13 protein-coding genes are annotated in these 19938 nt (G+C 50.6%); 6 read left to right on the top strand and 7 right to left on the bottom strand.

From position 1 onward, the window contains the following. Positions 1 to 49: 49 nt before the first annotated feature. Entirely contained in the window at positions 50 to 1090 is a 1041-nt protein-coding gene (locus BMW93_RS21170; protein ID WP_090381009.1) for an LLM class flavin-dependent oxidoreductase, read from the bottom strand. A 195-nt stretch (positions 1091 to 1285) separates the two neighbouring features. Here BMW93_RS21170 and BMW93_RS21165 point away from each other — a divergent pair, with 195 nt between their 5' ends. From BMW93_RS21165 to BMW93_RS21155, 3 genes are all read left to right on the top strand, one after another. Next, the gene (locus BMW93_RS21165) at positions 1286 to 1897 is read left to right on the top strand and encodes a YdeI family protein (RefSeq protein WP_177194156.1); all 612 of its coding nucleotides are present in this window, start codon (positions 1286 to 1288) and stop codon (positions 1895 to 1897) included. 250 nt (positions 1898 to 2147) lie between these two features. Next, positions 2148 to 3038: an EamA family transporter gene (locus BMW93_RS21160; RefSeq protein ID WP_143061694.1), complete on the top strand. Its 891-nt coding sequence runs from the start codon at positions 2148 to 2150 to the stop codon at positions 3036 to 3038. A 34-nt stretch (positions 3039 to 3072) separates the two neighbouring features. Further along, a complete protein-coding gene (locus BMW93_RS21155) occupies positions 3073 to 4011 on the top strand; it encodes a ketopantoate reductase family protein (RefSeq protein ID WP_090381002.1) in 939 nt (312 codons plus the stop codon). A 273-nt stretch (positions 4012 to 4284) separates the two neighbouring features. Here the strand turns inward: BMW93_RS21155 and BMW93_RS21145 are convergent, their stop codons facing one another. Beyond that, positions 4285 to 5181: an AraC family transcriptional regulator gene (locus tag BMW93_RS21145; RefSeq protein WP_090380998.1), complete on the bottom strand. Its 897-nt coding sequence runs from the start codon at positions 5179 to 5181 to the stop codon at positions 4285 to 4287. Between the two features lie 285 nt (positions 5182 to 5466). On the opposite strand from BMW93_RS21145, the gene BMW93_RS21140 reads away from it, so the two are divergent. From BMW93_RS21140 to BMW93_RS21130, 3 genes are all read left to right on the top strand, one after another. Beyond that, positions 5467 to 5880, top strand: a complete 414-nt coding sequence (locus BMW93_RS21140; protein ID WP_090381480.1) for a cupin domain-containing protein — start codon at positions 5467 to 5469, stop codon at positions 5878 to 5880. A gap of 89 nt (positions 5881 to 5969) precedes the next feature. Further along, complete coding sequence (locus BMW93_RS21135; RefSeq protein ID WP_177194155.1) at positions 5970 to 6401, top strand: putative quinol monooxygenase; 432 nt, start codon at positions 5970 to 5972, stop codon at positions 6399 to 6401. 23 nt (positions 6402 to 6424) lie between these two features. After that, on the top strand, positions 6425 to 8344 hold the full coding sequence (locus tag BMW93_RS21130; RefSeq protein ID WP_090380996.1) for a pyrroloquinoline quinone-dependent dehydrogenase: 1920 nt from the start codon (positions 6425 to 6427) through the stop codon (positions 8342 to 8344). 210 nt (positions 8345 to 8554) lie between these two features. Here the strand turns inward: BMW93_RS21130 and BMW93_RS21125 are convergent, their stop codons facing one another. Genes BMW93_RS21125 through BMW93_RS21105 form a run of 5 tightly spaced genes read right to left on the bottom strand, consistent with a single transcriptional unit; the run spans position 8555 to position 19927 of the window. Further along, positions 8555 to 11308, bottom strand: a complete 2754-nt coding sequence (locus BMW93_RS21125) for a M14 metallopeptidase family protein (RefSeq protein ID WP_090380994.1) — start codon at positions 11306 to 11308, stop codon at positions 8555 to 8557. Continuing rightward, on the bottom strand, positions 11305 to 14076 hold the full coding sequence (locus tag BMW93_RS21120; protein WP_090380990.1) for a M14 metallopeptidase family protein: 2772 nt from the start codon (positions 14074 to 14076) through the stop codon (positions 11305 to 11307). The genes BMW93_RS21125 and BMW93_RS21120 overlap by 4 nt, the downstream gene beginning before the upstream one ends. Before the next feature lie 25 nt (positions 14077 to 14101). Beyond that, the gene (locus BMW93_RS21115) at positions 14102 to 14725 is read right to left on the bottom strand and encodes a hypothetical protein (RefSeq protein ID WP_090380988.1); all 624 of its coding nucleotides are present in this window, start codon (positions 14723 to 14725) and stop codon (positions 14102 to 14104) included. A 38-nt stretch (positions 14726 to 14763) separates the two neighbouring features. Then, entirely contained in the window at positions 14764 to 16365 is a 1602-nt protein-coding gene (locus BMW93_RS21110) for a SusD/RagB family nutrient-binding outer membrane lipoprotein (RefSeq protein WP_090380986.1), read from the bottom strand. 22 nt (positions 16366 to 16387) lie between these two features. After that, a complete protein-coding gene (locus tag BMW93_RS21105; protein ID WP_090380984.1) occupies positions 16388 to 19927 on the bottom strand; it encodes a SusC/RagA family TonB-linked outer membrane protein in 3540 nt (1179 codons plus the stop codon). Positions 19928 to 19938: the final 11 nt, after the last annotated feature.

The following is a 19938-nucleotide window of genomic DNA, read 5'->3' as shown; positions in this document are numbered from 1 at the left end:
AGGTGAGGCCTGGACGGATCCGGATCAATTAAGGCACTGGTATGCGCTGCTATCCACCATTACTTTCCATAGCAGCTTTTGCTACGAGCGGAATGACCTTTGTGCCGATCAATTCAATTGAACGCATTAGCTGATGATGCGTAAGTCCGGCATTATCCATTTGAAATGTAAACCGGTCAATTCCCCCTAATGCCGCGCTATGCCTCAAAAGTTTCCCGGCCACTTTTTCCGGCCCGCCAACGACCAGCACACCCCGTGGAGCGATCAAGGCATCGAATTGTCTTCTGGTTACTGGTGGCCAGCCGCGTTCCCTGCCCAGTTTGGTCCAGAGCTCGGCATAACCCGGGTAATATTCATCAATGGCCTGCTCGTCCGTGGCGGCAACATAGCCGGGTGAATGCAATCCAACTTTTAGCTGATCAGGAGTAAAACCTGCTTTGCGCCCTTCTTCGCGATACAGGTCGACCAACGGACGAAAGCGTTCTGTTTCGCCTCCAATGATCGCGACCATTAAAGGCAACCCTAATTGTCCTGCTCTGGCAAATGATTCGGGCGTGCCACCGACGCCCAGCCAGACAGGCAATTTTTCCTGAAGAGATCTTGGATAAACGGGTTGATTATTTAAAGCCGGCCTGAATTTCCCTGACCATGTAACAAACTCATTTTCCCGAATTTTCAGCAGAAGATCCAGTTTTTCTTTAAACAGCGCATCGTAATCGTTGAGATTAAATCCAAACAGGGGATAGGCATCAATGGCGGATCCGCGGCCAACTACCAGTTCGGCCCGGCCTTTGGATATTAGGTCCAATGTGGCAAAATTCTGGTAAACCCGGACGGGATCAGAGGTGCTCAAAACGGTAACGGCGCTGGTCAGGCGGATATTTTTGGTTCTGGCCGCAGCGGCGGACAGGATGACAGCAGGAGCGGAATCAAGAAACTCTTTTTTGTGATGTTCCCCAATGCCAAAAACGTCCAATCCCGATTGGTCTGCCAGAGAGATCCTGTCCAGTAATTGCTCCATCGCGTCCACGCTTTCGAGTGCGTCGCTACCGTACATGGCTGACGCGAAGCTATCTATGCCTATTTCCATTTTGTTGTATTTAAACTGTTTCCGGTTAAGGCCCGTCGTCCGTAGAATTACTGAGTAGGGTGACCGGAAAGAGAGAAATTGAAGTTGTTTAGTTATGTTTATCCGATTTGGAAACGAACAATAGTATATGATCGTTCTGAGACCGGACAATTATTAGGGTAATTAAGAAGCATCGACGTGAATCGGGAGACCATCTTGCACAGGACAGCCAAAGACACAAAAATTTTCACCCCCGCAAACCGCAAGGAATGGCGGGAATGGTTAGAGCAAAACCATTCAGATGAAAGCGCGGTATGGCTGATTTACCATAAAAAATCTTCACAACTAACCACCATCACATGGAGCGAGGCAGTAGACGAGGCGCTTTGCTTTGGCTGGATCGACAGCATTGCCAAGCCGCTCGACGCCGACCGGTACATGCAATTTTTTAGTAAAAGAAAGCCCGGCGGAGGTTGGTCGAAGATCAATAAGGAGAAAATCCGGAAGCTGACAGAGGAAGGACGGATGTGCCAGGCCGGGCTGGATGCCATTGCCGCTGCTAAACAGAACGGTTCCTGGGCGTTACTCGATAAGATCGAAGAACTAATTGTCCCCGATGACCTCGCCGGTGCATTGGCAAGCAATGCGGTGGCGGAGGCATTCTTTCAAAAGCTGAGCAAATCGGATAAGCGCCACTTGCTGTATTGGGTTTCGTCCGCGAAACGGGATGACACGCGTCGGAAGCGGATCGAGGAAATCGTTGAATTTACCGGCCAGAATTTGAAGCCAAAGATCCTGACCTGGACAAAAAAGGTGGATGGGGGTTGAGGTTGTCAATCATGCCGGCTCCAATAACCTGATCGCTGGCGCGGACCTGGATTTTCTACCGATGATTTATACCCACTAAGAAGAAATTAAGGACAAAATTTGGGCACAGGTTATTGTTTACCTCAGCAAGATTGTAAAACAAGCCCTCTAAATCTGTACCCCTCAAAAAACAAAAAACTATATCTGTTATCACTGCATTCTGTTGTGGTACTTTGCAAGTAAAGAAGTAAACACTAACAGCAGTTCGATTTTGAAACCCAAGCATCTCTTGCTCGCCCTGGTTACGGTCATTGCCTGGGGCCTGAATTTCATCGCCATTCATATTGGCTTGGAAAAATTACCTCCGATCCTTTTATGTACAGCGCGGTTCGCATTAACCGCCTTGCCGTGGGTGTTCTTCCTACCCAGGCCCAAGGGGCCATTTAAGCTGATCGTGGGCTACGGCATCTTCACATTCGCCATCCAGTTCGGACTGCTCTTCGGAGGAATGTACCTCGGGCTTCCGGCAGGTTTGTCGTCATTGGTGATTCAGGTGCAGGTATTTTTCTCCATGGGGCTGGCCGCATTGATCTTTGGCCACGTGCCGAGCGTTTGGAAGGTTTTCGGTGCACTGATCTCGTTCATCGGCATTGGTATCGTTGCCAGCCATGTGGATGGGAATACGACCTTCATCGGGCTTGCATTAACCTTGCTGTCGGCACTTTCCTGGGCAACCGGCAACATTTTCTCCAAGAAAATCGCCGCACAGTCGCCCGTAGCGCTGGTTGCGTGGGGAAGTCTGGTAGCGACTCCTGTGATGCTGACCGTGTCTTATATTTTTGAAGGGCCCGAACTGATTATGCATTCCATTCGCGGGTTGACTGCCGAGACGGTCATTGCAGTGCTTTACATCGTCTACCTATCCTCGTTCGTGGGTTACGGCATTTGGGGATTCCTGCTCAATACCTATCCAACCGCCGTTGTTACGCCATTTACATTGCTGGTTCCAGTCGTGGGACTTCTGAGTGCCGCGTTTTTCCTGGGTGAAGAATTGTCTTCATGGAAGCTGATAGCCTGTGTATTCATCATGGCCGGGCTTATATTCAATCTGCTCGAAAAGCAGATCCGCGCATTGGCTTCGCGCAGAACGTCGGTTGGGTAAATAGGGTAATGTTTTGATTTGAAATAGATTAGCTATGGAGACAGGAAATGGTTTTGACGCATCGGAGATTAACAAAATCTATATCATCGGTAACGGCGTGATTGCCAAAGCGCTGGCGGTGGCATTGGCGATTAACGGCCGAAGCGCAACCATTCTCCGCGGCTCGGTGGATGACACAGGAACATCCCGTGAACATGTCGAAGTGGATACCGGCGAAGACCTGTTGAGCGCCCACATTGAAATCAGCTCGATCAACAGTTACGAAAAACTCGATGGCCTGATCGTTTTAACCAATAAATCATTTGGAAATGAGCAGATTGCTCGAAAACTGCATGCCAAGGCAAAGCACTCACCCATTGTGTTCCTGCAAAATGGATTGCATATAGAGAACTGTTTTTCAGATATGGGCTTTGAGAACTTGTACCGATGCGTACTCATGGCGACCAGCCAGACGGCAGGTGAGAACAGCGTGCGGTTCCGGTTGGTGGCGGCCTCGCCAATAGGGGTAATTGCCGGTTCCGAAGAAATGCTGCCCAATATTGTAACGCAGCTGAATACGAGCATTTTCTCATTCAGGACAGAGCCTGATATACAGCCCTTCATTTGGAAAAAGGTCATTTCCAATTGCGTGTTTAACTCGATTTGTCCGCTTTTGGAAGTGGACAATGGCGTATTTCGGCGAAACGCGTCAGTCGTGGAATTGGGAAGGAAAGTAATTCGTGAATGCCTTGTTGTGGCCAGGGAATACGGTATCAGTTTGACCGAGGATGAAATAGTCCAGAATATATTGAACATCAGTGAAATGTCGGATGGTCAAAAGATCTCAACCTATCAGGACCTATTAAACAAGCGGCAGACGGAAATTGACTCGTTGAATTTTGCCATGGCTGATGCTGCAAAGCAAAAAGGAATCTTTGTTCCGGTCACATCGCTTCTGGGCACACTCATTAAACTCAAGTCGGAATTGAATTAATGTGTGACTATCCAGTCAAACAGCGGTGTTCAGAGTGTCAGTAAAACGGGAATCGAATCCATTAGATCTGTTGCCGGCATCTTTAAGGTAATTGATAAGAACGACTTTATGAGGGCTGCCGCAGACCATGGATTCGACTGGGTTTTTTCCGAAGAAAATTTTCTACCCAATGGGAAATCGCTTCTAACATATGAATTTGTGAGAGGTTGGTAATTGTCCATGTTACTCTGTCGCAATTTCTTCGCTAAGGACGGCACTATGTTAACGGATCGATCAATTCAGCGACCGGTAGTCATTTGGCGTAAGCCCGGTCGATTTTTTAAAGAGCCTGGTGAAGTGCTGTGGATATTTGAAGCCCAGCTCAAATGCGATTTCACTGATGGATTTGCCTGGATCGAGGATTTTTTCTTTTGCAAGATTTATGACTTTCAACTGGATGTATTCCGTGGGGGTTTTTCCTGTTTCCTTTTTGACTAAGTCGCCGAAATAATTGGCTGAAAGATGCAGCTGATCTGCACAGTAGCTGACCGACGGCAGCCCGATGACTTGCGCCTTGTCAGACTGAAAATAGTCGCTCAGTAATGTCTCGAATTTTTCCAGGCTGTTCCTATTGACATCCTGTCGGGTAATAAACTGGCGGTCATAAAACCGCATGCAGTAGTTCAAAAACAGTTCGATATTGGAGGAAATGAGCGTTCTGCTGTGTTTGTCTGTTCCCTGTTCGAGCTCATACCTGATTTTCTCAAAACAATCCAGCACGATTTTTCGCTCTTTTTCAGATAAATGCAGCGCTTCTTTACTCTCGTAGGAAAAGAAGTTGTAATCCTCGATATGCTTACCCAACGGAGTTCCCCGGACCAGGTCGGGATGAAACAGTAGCGCATATCCCTGAGGCTTATAGTCCTGATTGATGTCCACATTAATGATCTGGCCCGGCGCGACAAAAACCAATGTCCTGTCCTGGTAGTCGTAGGTGTGGCGACCATACTTCATATCACCGCATTTTACATCTTTTAAATACACTGCATAAAAGCCGAAATTCATTTTCGATGCATACATCTCAGGCGTCCTGCCGGTAAAATCGATGACGCTTACCAGCGGATGAAGGTTCTGTTGGTGGTAAAATGCGTCGTGCTGGCTCACGGTGTCGATCCTCAAAATGTTATCCATATCCCTGGTGATTTGTTGATGCAAATTTACCGGTAATTGAATGTTAACCACGTCTGTAAGTCCGAATCTGTAAAAATGGTAGGTAAACCTGTAAACTGTATAAGTCGGGATTATCAGCACTGTATGACCTTTGTGCAGCTAACCAACACGCTGGTAATAGATGGCGGTTACAGTATTCACTAGCTAAAAATTATGGGTACATTCATCAAAAGTATTTTCATTGTTCTGTCAGCCTCCATCCTGATCTGGGTGACGGGTTGCAGCATCAAAAACCAACAGAGAACCATGTCAGAGCAAACGAATTCTTCCATTTTTCCCAAAGGCGAGCCGCTACCGGCTTCCTATTTCACCGGCAATGCATTTGTGTATACCCTGGCTTCCAGAGACAAAAACAACGAGTTCGCGCTCGGTAGCGTGACCTTCGAGCCGGGTGCGCGTACGAATTGGCATACGCACCCCAAAGGTCAGGTGTTGATCGCTACGGAGGGAGAAGGTTTTTATCAGCAAAAGGGAAAACCTGCGCAAGCCTTGAAAAAAGGTGATGTAGTAAATATCCCGGAAGATACCGAGCACTGGCATGGGGCGTCTGCGACCAGCAAATTTGTCCATATCGCCATCACTAATTTCAAGGATGGGCAGAATGTGGTCTGGCTTGCGCCAGTGACAGATCAGGAATACGCCACTGTTAATCAAAAATAATAGGAACTATGACCAATCCCGGATTTTCGAAATGGATTCTAACAGGGATAATTCTGCTATTTGTCATGGACATAAACGCGCAAAATTCCATGGGAGCTAATGCAGGCCTTTCACCGAACCAGGTAATCAGCCAGGTAGGAAAGCAGCAATCTGGAACTGGGCGGGTATTATCCGGACAGGTAATTAATGCAAGTCCATGGATCGTCCGCCTGGCAAAACTTGAAATTCATCCCGATTTTCTGGATCAATACAAAGCTGCTATCGAAGAGCATACTCAGGCGGCGTTGGAATCAGAGCCTGGCGTTCTTACCCTTTACGCGATGACCGAAGAGAAGCATCCGAACCGGGTAACGGTTTTGGAAATATATGCAAGCAATGAGGCATATCAAACACATCTGAAAACGGCACATTTTATCAAATACAAAACCGGGACGCAAAAAATGGTGAAGTCACTCGAATTGGTCAATGTTGACGCGATTGCATTTGGGGCGAAGTCCGATGTGCTGCAATTGAAAAAATAGTGAGAGATATAGACTGCAAAATCATGAGAAAACTGAAATTGGTAGGATTCATCGCGCAATCCGTTGTGCTGGCTGCCCCTATTTTTTTTACGGGCTGCAAAAAGGGCCAGGAGAACAACAGGACGTGGTCGGTTTACAAAGCAGATGCGGGCAGCTCTAACTACTCCCCATTGGATCAGATCAATGTTTCAAATGTGGCGCAGTTAAAGCCTGCCTGGACATTCGCCATCAAAGACAATGCAACCGGAACCCGGCCGAGCCAGGCTAATCCGATTATCGTCGATGGTGTTTTGTATACCACTTCCGCCAGCCAGCACGCTTACGCTGTTAATGCGGAAACGGGTGAGCAGCTTTGGTCTTTTGACCCTTTCAATGGTGGGGAAAGCGGTGGAGAAGTAAACCGCGGGCTCACGTATTGGGAAAATGGAACTGATAAAAGGATTTTGTTCACTGCCAACAACCAGCTCTTTGCATTAGATGCAAGCAATGGTAAGCCAATTAGTGCTTTCGGAAACGGAGGTAAAGTGGATATGCGGATTGGTTTGCGTGACACTTCCGAAAATATTTATGTTTCGTCCACTTCGCCCGGGATCATCTATAACGATCTGATCATTATGGGCTGCCGGGTCCCTGACGTTTATGGCGCCCAGCCTGGTTACATCAGGGCATATGATTGCCGTACGGGTAAGCTGGTCTGGACATTTCATACCGTGCCGCTACCAGGCGAACCTGGCTACGAAACTTGGTCGAAGGATGCGTATAAGGTTGTGGGTGGGGTGACTAACTGGGCAGGTATGAGCCTGGACAAGAAGCGGGGAATGGTGTTTTTGGCCCTCGGATCGCCTTCCTACGATTTTTACGGTACTGATCGAAAAGGAGAAAACCTATATGGTAACTGCGTGCTAGCGCTCAATGCGGCAACGGGCAAACATATCTGGCATTTTCAGACCGTACACCACGATCTGTGGGATTATGATCTGCCAGCACCGCCAAACCTGGTGACGCTTCAACGTGATGGAAAAAGTGTCGATGCGGTGGCGCAGATTACCAAGCAAGGTTTTGTATTTGTATTCAACCGGGAAACCGGCGAACCTTTGTTTCCGATTGAAGAAAGGAAGGTGCCCGCTTCCAACCTGCCTGGGGAACAGGCATCGCCGACCCAGCCGTTTCCGGTCAAACCCAAACCATTTGCAAGGCAGTGGATCACCGAAACCGACCTTACCAGTTACTCAGCCGCAGACCATGATTCGCTGGTCAGGGAATTCAAGTCTATGCGCTATGAGGGACTTTATACTCCGCCTGACCTGAAAGGAACACTTCAACTGCCCGGGACGCGTGGCGGTGGCGAATGGGGCGGCGCTGCTTTCGATCCGGCGACCAATTACTTATATATCAAGTCCAATGATGCCCCGGATATCATTTCCATTATTAAAGGTGATCAGACGAAAGTAAGCAGTGAGTCCGCCGCAAAATCGAGCCTTTCGAGCCAGTTAGGCACGACGGAGCGTTTTGCAAAGGCGGATCAATACCTGAACGCCACGGGGTATAAAACCTGGAAAGATCCAAGCGGCAATCCCGCCATTCAGCCACCCTGGGGAACATTGCACGCGTTGAACCTTTCTACCGGGGAATATGAATGGCAGATTCCGTTAGGTAACGATGAGTCACGGCAGATTAAAGGAGCGCCTGAGACTGGTCAGGAAGGCAAAGCAGGGCCAATTGTCACGGCGGGTGGTTTGATCTTTATCAGCGGTACCGAGGATAAAAAATTGAGGGCTTTTGATAAGTCGACTGGAAAACTACTCTGGCAGACTACATTGCCTGCATTAGCCAACGCAACCGCATGTACTTACCAGGCTGGCGGGAAGCAATACGTGGCTATTTCAGTAGGCGGAACAAAAGAAAATCCGGCCGGATACGTGATGGCGTTTTCATTGCCCTAGGTCACATGATCAGTTGATCGACGATGTCAAAATTGGGACCATTTCACCAACCTCTGTCTTTCCTCTGTGCTTGACAAGCCAGCGCTCAACTCAAAAATACAAAGCTGTCAGATCAAAAATCATGACCAATCCCGCGACGGTGAAGTTTCTTCATACCGTCGCTTCGGATTGGTCATGGTTTAAAAGCTGAATTTAACTATCAATAACCCATCAATAAAGTTGATTCATCAGCCATTTAAACGTCCCGTGCGACTGCGCGCGGAATGTGATTTCCGGGCCGAAAGCGTAGAGTTTTCCTGAGCCGATCTTCGCCTCAAATGCGGCTACGCCTCCCTGCAAATAGGCTTGACCCCAGGCCCAGCCACTGCGAAGGGGGGCATTGGTGGCGAACCAGGCAAGGGGCTTGACGGTACCATTGGCGATGGCCTCCGGTGAAAGGGTAAACACCGGGCTGTTATCGAAATAGATGTCCGTTTGCGCTGCCATACCCCAGTTGGCCTTCGCCGTGGTGTCGACCGATACGTTCAGGATGCTGCCCGGAATGAAGAATTTTTCATTGGGCAAGGGCCGGCTTTCGCCTTCCGCTGTGAGCTCGGTGATGGCGTTGCGGACCGGCAAACCGAGATGATACGCCAGGCTGGTGCTGCTGCCGATCGTGACAATCTTACCACCGGCTTCCATGAATTTTTTCAGTTCTGGATATGATTTTGCTGCCGAAAGCGAGCCCATCGTCCCGCGGAACTCAGCGGGAACTTCTTCTTCTTTTGGACCTCTTCCACGGAATGCGGCGGTCATGGCCGAATCCCTGGCCGACGGTGCCGAAATGGCACGGGTCACGAAAACGATCACGTCGTACTTTTTACGAAGTTCGCCTGCGTCTATTTCTTTTGGAAAGACTACGGTGAATGGGAAGTGATACTGTTCGAGCATCCAGCGCACCCATCCCGATGGCATCGAGCCGCCATAAGTATCCCAAAGCGCAATTTTCAACGGAGCAACTTTCTGCATACTTCCAGCAGGTTTTTTCGCCGCCGCATTGATGTCGACACCAAATGTCTTTGCCGAATTAGCGATCGCGGCCTTTGCCTTGGCGCTCTGCGGGATATAAAATGTTCCGTCTGCCAGGCGGTACACTTCCGCCCCGGCTTTCAGCAGGTCGTTGACGACAATAAATGCATCGTTAATGCTCGCATTGATCACATAACCTGCCCCGCCGGATGATATTTTTGCCGGGGGAGTTTGTAATTGTCCGTACGGTAGTTTTTCAAACGGACCGTCGAAACCTTCGAGGATGCGGTCGAATTTTACACCCATTTGATACGCCAGTGTCCAGCCAGCCGCGTCATAAGGTCTGATCGGAGGGCCACCGGGATATTGGAAATCATTGGGATAATCCTGTGGCTCAAACATATCCAGAATGTGCGGGCGAAATGCCTGTGCGGTCTTTACGACATACGAGCCAGCCGGGTAAGTTTTGCCGGCCACTGTAAATGCAGCGGTCGCTTTTTCGATCTGAATGCCGGTGCGGACCAATGCGTTGATGTATTTCACCGCGGTAGGAAAATCGGGCTGGTCCGAGGGGATGATGTACCCCCGTGGGTCGCGACGGGCTGGTGCTTCGAAAACGGTTTCGTAATATTTCGAAGGCACGCTACCGCCACGGAAACTCCCGCCGTAGGCTGCATTGAAACTGTTCGAAGCTTCCGGTTTTTTTGATTTGGCCTGATCCGCTTTGTAGGCCTTATTGATTTCCTCCACCCGTTTTGGCGAAGGCGTCCAGTAATCGCTGTTCCCTTTCCCGATCGAATTTTTGCCCATGGTGTAAATGTTATATAGCAAATGGTCGCTGTTGCGGGCGGCGTAATCCAGGACCGAGAAGTTCAGGGAAACAGAATAATCGATAGATTGTTTGAAATGCCACTTTTTCTGAGGCGTTACCGGAAAAGGCGTATTGTTATTGGGAATGAGGCGCTCGGGTACAAGCGGTACTTCTTCGGGTGTGGGTCCTCCAATGATCTCCGTCAGCAGGCCGATCATGTTATGGAAATGCGTTGTGGTGCGCAGACCGCCATTGTACCAGGTAGAAAAGCTCGATCCGTTGAGGCGGGTGAAACCGGGTTTGTTCTCTGCATTAAGACGGGTATACATGGCCGCACCCACAGCGTCGATGCCTGTGACCATCATAGGGTCAAATACGTAATTGAATGGGTCGCGGTAGGGCGGACCAGCCAGAACAGAGCCGGCCGGGCCGCGCTGGTGGTGATTGTACATGATTTGCGGGATCCATTCTACAAAAAGCTGATAGCCCATGTTGCGGCTTTCCTGCATGTTCTGAATATAGAAATCACGGTTGTTGTCATGGCCGATGTATTTTTGATACAGGCGCGGGAGGTTTTCGTTCTTGCGCTTCAACGGATCGGTTTCACGCATGTACCAATTGGAGGTCAGCTCTTGTCCGTCCGGGTTAGCGTGTGTGAAGAGGATGATCACTTTGTCCAGAATACGTTTCGTTTCGGCATCATTCCTGGACAATACCTGGTAAATCGTCTCGATCAGTTGGTGAATGCCCACCACTTCGGTAGCGTGCAGGCCGCCATCGATCCACACCACAGCCTTGCCTTCGGCCGCCATGGCTGCGGCCTGTTCCTGGCTGATACCTTCCGCGCGGGCCATTTTGGAAGAAATCTCTTTATACCGATCCAGTTTTTTCAGGTTTTCGGGCGAAGAAACGATCAGCATGTGCTGGTCACGGCCTTCTTCGGTTTTGCCGATCACCGTCAATTTCAGGCGGTCGGAGGCTTTTTCCAGTTTTTTGAAATAGGCTTCCGTCTGGGTGAAATTCGCGAGCATGTAATCGTCACCGATATTGAAGCCAAAATGCTCCTTAGGCGTAGGAACCTGCGCGAATACGGCCCTGCTAAAAATCAGGAGTATGAAGAGCAGTCGGTTAAAGTTATTTCTCATTGGGTCAGGTTTGTTTTATATAATTCATTGAATAACAACTTGAAAGTGCCGTGCGCCTGGCCCCGGAATGTGATCTCCGGGCCAAAGGCATAGAGTTTCCCTTTCCCGATCCGGGCCTCGAATGCCACCACACCGTTTTTGAGATAAGTTTCGCCCCAGGCCCAGCCGCTTACCAGCGGTTTTTCCGAAGCAAACCATGCCAAAGGTCGCAGCCCTTGCGTCGCCGCATCAGGACGGATATGGAATACGGGACTGTTGGCGAACACGACATCCGCCTCGCGCATCATACCCCAGTTTGCGGGCGCGCTCGTGTCGAATGCGACCTTCAAAATACTGCCCGGAATGTAATAGCGTTCGCCGGTCAGGTTTTTTGCTTCCCCTTTTGCATTCACTTCCACAAGCGCATTGCTCACGGGCAGCGCCAGGTGGTATGCAAGCGCGGTACTGCTTCCCACCGTCACAACCTGTCCGCCCGCCTCCATGAACTTTTTCAGCTCCGGGATCGATTTGGCGATCGTTACATTACCCAGCCACGGCCGGAACTCTTCCGATACCTCTTCCGGTTTCGGCTGCCGTCCTCCCCGGAAACCTTCCCCACCGCCTGCGGCTACCGAAGGAATGCCGCCGCTGATGAAAAGGATCACATCGTATTTCGAGGATAGTTCTCCTTTATCGATGTCCTGCGGGTAAATGAGCGTATAAGGGAAGTTATATTGCTCCATCAACCAGCGTACCCATCCCGAGGGCATCGATCCACCATAGTTGTCGAACAACGCAATACGCGCCGGGCTGATCTTCACCGAGGCTGCGGGGCGGGAGGAAACCGGTTTTCCTTTCACACCATAATTCGTTCCGGCTTCGTCCAGAATGGTTTTTCCTTTGGCAGGAACAAAAAATGAACCCGCCGGGGCCGCTGCGGAACTGTCACGGACACGATATATTTCAATGCCGCCTTTCAGCAGATCGTTGATAACCATAAAAGCATTGTTAACACGTGCGTCGACGAGATATCCTCCCTTTGAAACAGGACTTTTTACTTCCGGCGGTGATTGGATTTGTCCATATGGAATACGCTCGAACGGGCCGTCGAAGCTGTTGAGAATCCTGTCGAATGTTACACCCATCTGAAATGCCAATGTCCAGCCGGCTGAATCGTAAGGACGAATGGGCGGGCCACCCGGGTAAGCGAAGTCGTTGGGGTGATTCTGTGGCTCAAACATATCGAGCACGTGCGGGCGAAATGCCTGATTGGTTTTCACAATGTAGGAGCCTGCCGGATAATTTTTCCCTTCAACTGTAAAGGCGGCCGTGGCCCTGTGAACGAGTATGCCCGATTTGATCAATGCATTAATGAACTTGACGGCTGTCGGGAAATCGGCCTGATCGGCGGCGAGAATAAAGCCACGCGGATCACGGAGCGCCGGATTGGTATATACGGTATCGAAGAACGTCTGGGGGATCGTATTGGCATTGGGCCGGTCCGATGACAGATCTGTCGTGTCGGGCCGGGGACGCGGCGTGGCGGGAGCGGTCTTTTTGGAGGCCTCAAAACGGCTGGTAACCGTCTCAGCATATTTTGGATAAAGCGTCCAGGTATCTTTATTACCCCTTTCGATGGAGTTGCGGCCCATTTTGTAGATGTTATACAGAAGTTCGTCCCCGTTTCGACGCGCGTAATTCAGCACACCATAATTCAGTGAAACCGAATAGTCGATCGACCGCCTGTACAGCCACTTCTGCGGCATGACCGGGAACGGGTTCGCATTGTTGGGTATGAGCCTGTCAGGCACAATGGGGATCGTGGCTGGTGTGGGATTACCGGTTATCTCGGTCAGGATACCGACAATGTTATGAAAATAGGGGGTGGTGCGCAGACCGCCATTCCACCAGGTTGAAAAAACCGAGCCTGCCAATCGGGTATAGCCGGGCTTATCCTCCACATGCAGCCGGTTGATCATCGAAGCCGCGACACCCTCGATACTGGTGATGATCAGCGGATCCAGAACGTGATTGAACGGGTCACGGTAGGGAGGGCCTGCCACCACAGACCCGACGGGCGATGTCTGATGGTGGTTATAGATCACCTGCGGGAGCCACTCCACGTATTGCTGCATGGACGTGTTGGTGGTCTCTTTCATATTCATCATGAAAAAATCCCGGTTATTATCGTGGCCGATATACTTCTGGTACAGCCTCGGTATGTTCATATTGCGCTTTTTGGGGTCGGCCTGGTTCATATACCAGTCCGCCACGAGCTCCTGCCCGTCGGGATTTACCTGTGAGAGCAGGATGATCACATCGTCGAGGATCTTCATCGTTTCCGGGTCGTTGCGGCTTACGAGCTGGTAATAGGTTTCGATCAGTTGGTGAGAGCCTACCGTTTCCGTGGCGTGCAGGCCACCGTCGATCCAGATCACCGGCTTGCCTTCTGCTACCAGTGCCCTGGCTTCCGCATCCGAAAGCTCCGCCCTTGCCAGCTTCTGGGATATTTCCTTGTAACGATCGATCTTTTTCAGGTTTGCAGGCGAGGTAACGATCATCATCGGCTGCCTGCGACCTTCTTCGGTAGGGCCAATGTCGACGAACTTGACGCGATCGGAGATTGCGGCTACCTTTTTAAAATAGGCCTCTGCCTGGGTAAATGTAGCCAGCTTGTAATCCTCGCCGATATCGAACCCGAAATGTTCTTTGGGCGTCGGGATTTTCTGTGCCTGGGAAGCAGAGGATAAAACGACAAAAAGTAGTAAGAGAAAACGTTTCCGTACCATAATCGATTATTGAAGATTCAGAATGTTACTGATTTTTAAACCGTACACCCACACGGCAGTCGCAAGGCTCCCCGCGTGACTCGTCGCAGCCATTTTCCTGGTATTGCACGATTCTTCTGCCATCACCCATTGTGAGAATGAACTTGAACAGAAAATAGTCGTTTACACCAACTTTTGCCAGGTCCGTACCCGTGAATGCGGCCAGTTGCGCGGGGGTATGCGTAAAGGTTTTTGGAAAACTCGTTACCGTCTCGAACAGCTTATCGCTCGGCAGCACCGTGCTCGGAAGCGGGAACTGACGGATGCTCGGATATTCTCCCGCAAGCGAGAAAGTAATCGGGTAGGCTGGCGGGCTGGATTCTTTTTTATTAAAACTCAGGTACACTTCGATGGACTGTACGGTGGTTCTTCCAAAATCATGGTAAGCCAACGTCCATTCGAATTCCTGCCTGGTAGCATAATCGGGATCCTTCATATTGAAAAACGATACATTGCCTGTCGCCACGGTCGGCAGTGCCGATTTGGCAAGATTCACCGTCACGTCGGGAGTGGCGGCGGTGGTATATTTTTCCCAGTCGTATTCGACCTTTTTGCAGGCATCGGTCACGATGGTGGTGATTAATAATATGTATACAAAAAACTTTTTCATACCTGTCTTCTTAAAGGTTTTTACCTGTTTTTTGGAAATCACTTGTCCCAGAATACCGGGGTCGTCTGCTGCGCGCGCTGAATAGCTTCCCGGTCGGCGATCAGCAATTCGTTCGAAGTAAGTTCGGTTTCCGAATAATAAAACCGCATCGGGAACACGTCGAGCGGAGATACCAGATCGCTGAGTTTAGGCAGACCGGTCCGGCGGTAATCATTATAGGACTCGATTCCGTTCCCAAAAAGCGCGATCCATTTCTGGGTCATCAAAATATCCATTTTACCGGCCTCGCTGGCGCCCGTGAACTGGGTTTTGATCCTTTCGGTAAAACCTGTGATGGTTGAGGCAGGCATCACGGTACCCTTGTTGGCCCCCGCCAATGTGCTCACCCTGTTGAGGTGCCCCGCAACCGCGTCGGCTACAAGTTGCGCCGCATCCTCGCCGGTTCCGAGTGCCAATGCGGCCTCGGCACGCATGAAATTAACCATGGAGCTGGTAATGAGCGGTAGAATGCCTGCGCCCGTGCCGTCTCCCGAAGTGGAAAGTGGGATTTTAAAAGAATTGGATGTCGTTGTGGATACTGCGCCAGTGTTGTTCAGGTATATATGCGAAGCCGTCAGTGACTTGATCGTGCCGTTGTCATACAATCCGGCGGCCGGGTAAATGCCGATCAGCGCCCGTGTGTTCGCGTCGGCAGGTGAAGCAGTGCCATCACCGGGTTCGCGGCCATAGAAACCTTCCCCGTTCATCGAATTGGCCAGGCCGACATTGGCATTCTGACGGAACACGTAGTAGCGTAGCCTTGGGTCGTCGCTATCCTTCAATTTATTAACCAAGGGCATACTCACATAACCGCCCCGACCCGAACTGTACCAACTCGTGTACCACGGATGGCGCGCATTAGGCGTCACATTCGTGCCATATTGAAATACAAAATCATGTGCGTTATCCGTGATCAAAGGGACGTCGCCTGTAAGAAGGGCCTTAATCCCGGCGGTTGCTTTCGCAGGGTCAACCAGCCTTGTCTGGATAAGCATTTTAAGTTTTAGGGAATTGGCCATGCGCTGCCATCCGAGTTTCGAGCCCTGATAGAAAACATCCGAACCGGCCGCTACGGTAAAACCTTTCTCCATATCCGCCAGCGCCTGATCGATCAGTTCAAAAAGGCTCGCATAAATGGTGGCGCCCTTGTCTAGTGCAGGGTCTGTAAACTCGCCCACGGCCTGCGAATAGGGTACATCGCCCCATAAATCGACCATAATGCTGTACAGATACGCTTTTTGGAGTTTGGCAATCGCCACATAACCCCATGCCTGCTGGGCCGTTCCTTCCCTGATAATAGTTTCCAGATCGGGCAGTGTGGCCGTATAGAACCCGGACCAGGCTGTGGAAAACGTCGATCCGCTTTGGTTCCAGCGGTTCAGGTTACCTGACGCGAAATGCTGCATCACGGCGGAACCGCCGGTATTCACCGCGTTGAAATAACCTGCAAGTGACATTTGGGTGGCAGGCAGGAGCAATGCCAGCGTCGGCTCAGTGGGATTGTTGGGGTCGTTGTTGATATCGACGAAATCACTGCATGAACTGGCTATCATCAGCACTACAAACAGAAGGATTCCGGATATTTTGAATTTTCCTCTCATGATACTATTTGTTTGAACTGGATTAAAAGCTGATCCGTAAATTCACTCCGTACCGGCGCGTCGTCGGCACTCCGTAAGCGTCGGCACCACCGTTGTTGGCCGCTCCTGTGCTTACTTCCGGATCGTAATTCAAATATTTAGGAAAGTTGGGGGCATTGTACCAGAGGTTTCTGCCACTCAGCGAGATGGATATCGCTCCGAACGGGGTCTTGCTCAGCAAGGATGCCGGTACCTGGTAACCCAGCGAAACTTCCCGCAAGCGGAATACCGTAGCATCGAAAACAGATCCTTCTGCAACCCCTCCCGGACCATAACCACCGGAGAAATAGTAGTCGATCACCGTAATGGCGGTGTTATTGGGGATCTTGTTACCATTCTCGTCCAGAATCGGGCTTAAAGTATTTACATCACCCAGCACTCCGGGCGCAATAAGCATCCGGTAACGGTCCTCGGTGTCTTTGCTCACACCGCGTGCCATGGCCTCGCCCACGTTGCTTGAATAAATGGAACCGCCTTGTTTCCAGTCGAACAGCACGCCGAACGTGAACTTCTTCCAGGATAACGTATTGCTGATCCCGGCGACAAAATCGGGATTGGGGTTTCCTACTACCCCGGAAGTGGAGGCCGAGATTGGTTTGGCCGTCTGCGGATTGACGAGAATATTGCCTTCTTCATCCCTGGCATATCGGGCCCGGTAAATCTGTCCGTATGGCTGCCCGGCGATGTGTACATTGTTGCCATACACAAGCTGGGCATATCCGCCCAGGTCGTCGACCATATTCCGGTTCCTTGTAAAATTGGCGTCGACTTCCCATCTGAACCCGTTCGGTGCTTCGATGGCCGTACCACCGAGTGTTACCTCGATGCCGCGGTTCGAAGTCTGTCCCAGGTTGATGATCCTGTCGGTGGAACCGGTGGAGGGTGCGGATTTTACGGTAAATATCTGCGACGTACTTTTTTTGTGATAATAAGTCAGATCGAAAGAGAAGCGCCCGTTGAAAAATTCAAGGTTTGTCCCTGTTTCAAATTCGGTGATAAACTCGGGTTTCAGGTTGGCATTGGTGAGAATGTCCGACATCGTCAGCGTGCTCACATTGGTGACGATGCCGTTTGAGAATGGGGCGCCCAACCCGTTGGCATCCGCATTGGCCGTGTACACATTGGTAGTCAGATAAGGATTAGCCTCGTTGCCGACCCTGGTGTAGCCCAGCCGGATTTTTCCGGAGGTAAGCGCTTTGCTGCGTATCTTGAATGCTTCCGTAAATACAAACGAGCCATTGGCACCTCCATAGAAATAGCTTCGGTTTTGCGCGGGAAGTGTCGACGACACATCGTTCCTGCCGACAATGTTCAAAGAGGCAAACTTTTTGTAATCCAGGGTGATATCTGTAAAAAAAGCATAATAGCGCTGTTTGATGCGAGCCCTGTTGTTGGGTAAACTGCCCAGTGTGATGGTAGAAGTGTTACTGATATCGTTGATTCCGGGTGTAATGATATTATCGCCGCTGAATGCAGACCTTTCCGTTTTTCTCTGGTTGATATTGTTTCCCAGAATGGCCCGGAGCGCGAGGTTTGGCCCAAGGTCTTTGGTGACAGTTAAAAGAAGCGTGTTGTCGAGCTCCTGACGGTAAATATTGTCGGTATTGATCGTCCCGTTCGCATAAACCGAAGAACCTTTACCCAGGACACTCATCCGGCGGTCGGTATACGCATTGAATCCGGCGGTATTCTGGATATTTAACCAGGGTGCCGGATCAAAGCCGAGGACAAAATTACCGTAATACCGGTCGACATTGGATGTCGAAGGGCTATGGCGCACCGACCAGTAGGGGTTATCCAAACCGTCGCGGTCGTACACATTGGCTCCCGTATTAGGGTTTTCAAACGGAAGGCCGGACAGGTCGTAACTGGTGGGCAGATAATACAAGTTGCTCATAATATCGCCGCTTCCGCCAATAGGAGGACTTTTCTGGTCGGTCATCACGTAGTTGATCGTTCCTCTTGCGTAAAACTTGTTGTCAAGACGGATGTTGCCACCTACGTTGAATGACGTCCGGGAAATCTCATTACCCGGCACAATACCTTTGTTGGTCGTACGGCCCAGACCAATTGTAAAGTTTCCTTTTTCGCTGCCGCTGTTGACGGTCAATGCATTTTCGAGTACCGAGCCGGTCCTGAAAAAGTCCCGCTGGCTTTTCCCGGCGTAAGATTGATAGGGAACCTGGACCGGCGTAATGCCGTCGGCCATATAGAATGAAGGGAAATCCGTCGAATTGTATCCCGGCCGGGCAAGCGGGTGGGGGATGGTAGGCCGGCTGCTGTAAGCCGAGCCGTTTGATCCATAGACAGCGGAACGGTAATCGAAGTTCGTGCCCTGGCCGTAGGTGTGCTGGTAATCGGGCAAGCCGGCGATTTCTTCCAGTGAAAATGAGGAGTTGTAGGTAATCTCGGTGCCTTTCTTGCCCTTTTTCGAGGATGCTTTTGTCGTAATGATGATGGCCCCGTTCGCAGCACGGGAACCGTACAATGCCGCCGCCGCGGCGCCTTTCAATACTGTCAGGCTCTGGATATTATTGGGATCGATATCGAATGCGCGGCTGGCGGTAGACTGGTTGCTTTGCGTCTGCCTGTCGCCCGATGGCGCATAAGTAGAATTGTCAAATGGGACACCGTCGACTACATAAAGCGGCTGATTGTTATTGCCCAGCGACGAATTACCTCGAATGGTCACATTGGTCGAGCCTCCGGCCACACCGCCGCCGCCCTGGATATTAACCCCTGCGAGTTTGCCCGTGAGCGCCCGCATCGGGTCCGGTTCATTCTTCTGCGATACGTCACCTGCTTTAAGGGTGGATACCGAGTACCCCAATGTCCCGGACTGCCTTTCAATCCCCGCCGCTGTGACCACCACCTCGCTTAATTGCCTGGTATCGGCGATCAGGGCCACATCCAGCGTCGTCTGTGCCTGAACAACGACTTCATGCGTCGCAAAACCTAAAAAAGAGAATACCAACACCGATTCCGCCGCCGGCACCTGAATGGCATAGCTGCCTTCCGTATCCGTAGTCGTACCGATTTGCGTTCCTTTGATCACGATATTCACGCCGGCAAGCGCGCTGCCGTCATCTTTGGCCGTCACTTTTCCCTTTACGCGGATGTCGATCGATGCATTGGAATTTTGCTCGGGATGCGATGCTTTTTTTACCGGTACGGGTTTGGCGGATTCAGAAATGATGTACGTTTTGTGGATCTTTTCAAATGTCAGGTTGAGCGGTGACAGTACCTCTTTTAAATACTTATCAAGCGATTCGCCTTTTGATAACGGTCTTGATATACGTTTTCCGGAAATGTGGCCTTTCTGGTAGGCAAAAGTGACCTGGTATTGTTTCTCCAGATCTGTCAGTGCATCGGCTAACGCGACCTGGGGTGCATTTGCGGATACCGTTTTCGATTCCTGGTCCCCGCGTGCCAGGATAGTAGCCTGCCCGCTTGCGGGAAACGTCGCCCAGGGCAATGCAAGGGCCAGCCACAGAAATCGCTTTCTGCATAGCGTTAATCTCATAAGTCTCCAAG

Origin of the sequence: Dyadobacter sp. SG02, from assembly GCF_900109045.1 — a bacterium.
In the GTDB taxonomy this organism is placed as follows: Bacteria; Bacteroidota; Bacteroidia; order Cytophagales; family Spirosomataceae; genus Dyadobacter.
Note: the sequence above shows the minus strand (reverse complement) of the source record. Positions and strands in the feature narration are given on the sequence as shown.